The organism is Pseudonocardia sp., from assembly GCF_050246655.1.
Classification (GTDB): Bacteria; Actinomycetota; Actinomycetes; order Mycobacteriales; family Pseudonocardiaceae; genus Pseudonocardia.
The window spans coordinates 1-5,125 of sequence record NZ_JBFWVQ010000204.1 but is presented as its reverse complement, the minus strand read 5'-3'; the positions used below and the strand labels follow the sequence as shown (position 1 = coordinate 5,125).

Sequence of the window (5,125 nt, the reverse complement as noted above, 5' to 3'; positions counted from 1 at the left end):
GCTTCGCGCTGGAGTACGGCATCCGCGCCACGGACGCCGCGCACGACTGGGCGCTGTGGGCGAGCGCGCGCCTCGACAGGGCGCACCCGGCGCCGGACGTGGAGCCGACGACCCACCCGGCGCCCGAGGATCTCCCCACCGGACGCACGGCACGTTCGCCGAACTGAGCGGGACGACCCGCCCGTGTGACCGGTCCACCCCTACCCCGGTGCCCCGTGGTGCACGGCCTCGACGTTGTGCCCGTCCGGGTCGCGCAGGAAGACCCCGTAGTAGCCGGGGTGGTACTCCGGCCACTCGCGCGGCGCATGCAGCACCTCGGCCCCGGCCGCCAGCGCCGCCTCGTGCACGGCGTCCACCGCGGCCCGGTCGGGTGCGCACAGCGCGACGTGCAGCTCGCGGGTCTCGCCGCCGCCCGCGGGGACGAGCCAGAGGTCGGGCTGCCCGTCCGCTCCTCCGAGACCCACGACGAAGGAATCCCCCATCGGGAACCGCATGATCTCGCGGGCCCCGATCGGCGCGAAGACCTGCAGGTAGAACCGCAGCGAGGCGGCGACGTCGCCGACCTGGACACCGAGGTGATCGAGCATGGCGCGGACGTTAGCCGATGCGGCCGACACTTTCCGGCGGTCGGCGCACCGCGATCACCACCAGGCATCCGCCTCGTGCACGGTGACCCCGGGCGGGGCGATGACGTCGACGATCGTGGCGACGGCGTCGAAGACCAGGTCCGCCGAGCGCAGGTGCTCCTGCGGCCCACCCGTGACGGGGTCGGGGACCGCCTCCTGCTCGGGTGGCACCGGCGGCAGGCCGGCGTGCAGCCGCGGGGCCCACTCCACGATCCGCAGCGCCCGGTGCACGGGGTCCGGCGGCAGGCGCCGCGGGTCGAGCGACTGCACCATCCGCGCGAACCGGCGCAGGCCGTAGACCTTGTGCACGGCATCGCCCGCGAGCCAGGCGATCGCCGCCCGGTGCGACTCCTCCATGGTCAGCACCAGGTCCGAGCTGATGATCATCTTCTCGTCGAGCCGCCGGGCGGTGAACGAGATGTCGTCCGGGACGCCCCAGACGTCGAGCGCGGCCCGCGTGCCCGGGTGCATCGGGCGGCCGGGCACGGCCCGGATGCCCGCACTCCCGAAGCGGAAGGCCGTCAGCGCCTCCGGTCCGAGTCGGTCCACCATGAGCCGGCGCATGAGCGCCTCGGCGAACGGCGAGCGGCAGAGGTTGCCGGTGCACACGAACAGCACCTCGAACGCGGTCTGCGGCTGCCAGGTGGGCAGGTCGGGCGGCGGTTCCTGCGGCACGGTCACGGCACCGGGTCACCTCGTTGCGCCGGTCACTGGACTCCCCGTCGCGACCGGCGGCTCGTCGGTCGCGAGGGCGAGGCCGAGGCTACTTCTCGTCGGGGCCGTCGGCAGCGTCGCGGCCGTTCCCGTCGTCGGGCACCGGCTTCGGGGCGCGCCCGGCCGCGAACGGGCCGACGGTCTCCGGGCCGGACCCGGCGGCAGGCTTCAGCGGCTGCGTGGCGGTCACGACGGACGGGGTCGGCACCGCGGCTGTCGGCGCCGGGCGGGGCGCCTCGCCGTCGACCGCCCCTGCTGGCGGCCGGGCTCCGGCAATCGGCGTGGCCTGCCGCGGGATCGCGGGCGGCGCAGGCCCCGAACCGGAGGCTGGGCGCGCGGGGGACCCGTTCGGGCCGCCGGCCGGAGCGGGCGCGGCCCCGTTGGTGCGTGGCTGGTCGCCCGGGCGGGTCCACGCGGGCGCGAGCGTCGGGCCCTCACCCGCGGGGATGTCCAGCTCGGAGCGGACGGCGAGGTAGGCCGCGTCGGCGCCGCCCTTGCGGTGCTTGACGGCCGGGGTCCTGGTGAGCACCGCGCCGAGCAGCGGCGCAGACACCGTCTCCAGCGTCTCGCGGGCGGTCCGGATCTGCGGGCGGGTGGCCCCACCGTACGGGACGACGAGCAGCACGCCGTCGACCTGGCGCGCCACCGCGGCGGCGTCCGTGACCGGGGACAGCGGCGAGGCGTCGACGAGGACGACGTCGTAGCGCTCGCGGGCCTGGTTGAGCAGGCCCGCCATGGCCGCCGAGCCGAGGACCTCGCTGGGGTTGGGCGGGAGCGGCCCGCTGCCGAGGACGTCCAGACCGGGGCGGACCCGCTGGACGGCCTGACCGCCGGGCATGCGCCGGACGAGGACGTTGGTGAGCCCGATCGCGCGGTCGACGTTCAGGAGCTCGGCGACCCGGGGGCGGCGCAGGTCGGCCTCGACGACCAGGACCCGCCCGCCCGCCTCCGCGAGGGCGAGCGCGAGGTTCGCGACGGTGGTGCTCTTGCCCGCCCCGGGCTTGGGGCTGGTGACGAGCCACACCCGGCGGTTGCCGTCGACGTCGAGGAACTGCAGGTTCGTCCGGAGCTGCCGGAAGCACTCGGCGACCCTGCTCCCGGGACCCGCCTCGATCATCAGCGGCGTGCGGTCGAAGCCCGGGTCGGTCTGGATCTCCCCGAGCACGGGGACACCGAGCAGTTCGCGTACCTGTTCGCGGGACCTGACCGAGTTGTCGATCATGTGCCGCAGGACCGCGAGCCCGCAACCGACGAGCAGGCCGATGAGGGCCCCGAGGACCACGTTCGCCACCGGATTCGGCGACGACGGCGAGGTGGACGGCTGGGCGGCCTGGAAGACCTGGGCGGTGACCAGGGGTGGGCCGGTGGCGCCCGGGGGCGTCTCCAGCTCGACGACCGTGGCGGCGAACCGCGCCGCGACCGCGTTCGCGATGTCGGCGGCGCGCTGCGGCGACACGTCGGTGGCGGTCGCGGTGATCAGCGTGGACTCGGGCTCGGACGAGGCGCTGATCTCCGACCGGACCTCCGCGGCCGTCACGGTGCCACCGAGCTGCTGGGCCACCTCTTCGGCGAGCCGCTGACTGGAGATGATCTCTAGGTAGGTCGAGATGCGCTGCCGGACGAGATCGCCCGCGTCCACGGCGGCGCCGGGGTCGCCCGCGGGCGCCTGGGCGGCGAGGTAGATCGAGACCTCGGAGGAGTAGCGCTGCGGAGTGATCAGCGTGACGCCGACACCGGCCAGGACGCCCAGGACGAGACAGGCGACGACGATGCGCCAACGGGACCGGAGTACATCGAGATACTGCCGCGGTGTCACCTTCGCTCCTGAGGTCGCCTTTCGGCGGTCTGGGTGGGGCCGCCGGGTCCGGAGTCGACTGTACGCGCCACGCAGTGTGAGCGTGGCGCATCATTGCACCGACTGGATGTCACCCGCCCGGCCGTGTCCACAACGTGTCGTTACCCTTGATCGAGTGAACGGCGTGACCCTCCATGTGGCGGTTCCCCCGGGGCGCGAACCCGAACGCCGCCACGTCCTCGACGTCGTCCTGCGGGACCGCCTCGGGCTGGACTGGTGCCTGCACACCCACGACTGCCCGGATGTGCGGATCACCGCGGAGAGCACCGACGGCCGGCACGTGACGCTTCCCGACGTGCTGCTCGCCTGTGGCGAGCGGGCGTGGCTCACCGCCGCATCCCTGCCCCGGGCCCCGATCGCGCGGCTGCCCGTCGGCCCGCTGGGCGAGGACACGCCGCTCGCGGGGCGGATCCCCGCTCCGTGGGCACGCCCCGGCGCACGCTGCGCGGGCGAGGTGGGCCCGGACGGCGTCACCCTGCACGTCGACGTCCTCGGCACCGTGTTCGCGCTCCTCACCCGCTACGAGGAGGTGGCGGCCGGCGGCGCGCGGGACCGCTACGACCGCTTCCCCGCCGCCTCCTCCATCGCCGGCCGTGAGGGCCTGCTCGGCGTGCCGCTCGCGGACCTGTGCGTCGAGCTGCTGTGGGCGGCGCTGCGGCGCACCTGGCCGGGCCTGCGGCGACGAACCACGTCCTACGGTGTGCTGCTCAGCCACGACGTCGACGAGCCGCTCTCGACCCTGGGTCGTGGGCCGCGCCTGCTCGCCCGTCAGTTCGCGGGCGACGTCGTGCACCGCCGGGACGCAGGGCTCGTGCTGCGGCGAGCCCGCGCGGTCGCCGACGCCCGCCGGGGGCGCTTCGACCGCGACCCGCACGCCACGTTCGACTTCCTCTGCGACGTGAGCGAGCGCCACGGCCTGCGGAGCGCCTTCTACTTCCTCGCCGCCAACGACGTCCACGACGACCTGCTGGGCCATCCCTGGGTGCAGCGGCTGGTCGGGCACGTCCACCGGCGCGGCCACGAGGTCGGCCTGCACGCCGGGTTCGGGACCTACCGCGACGCCGAGGCCACCGCGGCCGAGTTCGCCCGGCTGCGCGCGCTCGCGCAGGCGCAGGGCGTGGACCAGCAGCGGTGGGGCGGACGCCAGCACTACCTGCAGTGGGTCAACCCCGATACCTGGCGCCACTGGGACGAGGCCGGGCTGGACTACGACTGCACGCTCGCGTTCAGCGAGGCCGCGGGGTTCCGCACCGGCACCTGCCATCCCTACCGGGCGTTCGACCTGCTGCGCCGCCGCCCGCTGCGCCTGGTCGAGCAACCGTTCCAGGTGATGGACGTGACGCTCTTCGGCTACCTGGGGCTTCATCCCGACGCCGCCGCCGAGACGATCCTCGACGTGGCGCGGCAGTGCCGCCGGTTCGGCGGCACGCTGGGGCTCCTGTGGCACAACGACGAGGTGCTGCGCACCGCCCGCCAGCGCCGGTGGTACGCAGAGACGGTCGCCGCAGTCGCCACGGTCACCACAGCCACCACAGCCACCGCGTAACGCGGCGCGCGGCCGACCCGAACAGCAGAGCGACCCGACACAGCAGAGCGACCCGACAGCAGAGGGTGGTGCACGCACACGTGAGGCCCGTCCAGTGAAGATCACCTGCGTCGGCGGGGGACCCGCCGGGCTCTACCTCGCCCTGGTGGCGAAGCTGCGCGACCCGTCGCGCGAGATCACGGTCCTGGAGCGCAACCCGCCCGGCACCACCTACGGGTGGGGCGTCGTGTACTGGGACTCGCTGCGCAACGCCCTGTACCGGACGGACCCGGAGAGCGCCCGCGAGATCGCGGCGCGGTCGGTGACGTGGCCGGGCCAGCAGCTGCGGATCGCGGACGAGGTCGTGCACCTCGGCGGCTACGGCTACAGCATCGGCCGCCAGCA

At 74.7% G+C, this 5,125-nt stretch carries 4 protein-coding genes and 1 pseudogene; 2 read left to right on the top strand and 3 right to left on the bottom strand.

Annotated elements, in window-relative coordinates; translation table 11 throughout:
- Positions 1–200: 200 nt before the first annotated feature.
- The 3 genes from AB7J25_RS30030 to AB7J25_RS30020 form a co-directional block, all read right to left on the bottom strand.
- Entirely contained in the window at positions 201–587 is a 387-nt protein-coding gene (locus AB7J25_RS30030) for a VOC family protein (RefSeq protein WP_428514662.1), read from the bottom strand.
- Positions 588–641: 54 nt separating this feature from the next.
- Complete coding sequence (locus AB7J25_RS30025; RefSeq protein WP_428514660.1) at positions 642–1,307, bottom strand: hypothetical protein; 666 nt, start codon at positions 1,305–1,307, stop codon at positions 642–644.
- 82 nt (positions 1,308–1,389) lie between these two features.
- On the bottom strand, positions 1,390–3,156 hold the full coding sequence (locus tag AB7J25_RS30020) for a polysaccharide biosynthesis tyrosine autokinase (RefSeq protein ID WP_428514658.1): 1,767 nt from the start codon (positions 3,154–3,156) through the stop codon (positions 1,390–1,392).
- 154 nt (positions 3,157–3,310) lie between these two features.
- Between AB7J25_RS30020 and AB7J25_RS30015 the strand changes: the two genes are divergently transcribed.
- Both AB7J25_RS30015 and AB7J25_RS30010 read left to right on the top strand, forming a co-directional pair.
- Complete coding sequence (locus tag AB7J25_RS30015; protein WP_428514656.1) at positions 3,311–4,741, top strand: polysaccharide deacetylase family protein; 1,431 nt, start codon at positions 3,311–3,313, stop codon at positions 4,739–4,741.
- Between the two features lie 94 nt (positions 4,742–4,835).
- A pseudogene (locus AB7J25_RS30010) lies at positions 4,836–5,125 on the top strand (FAD-binding monooxygenase); the annotation flags it as partial.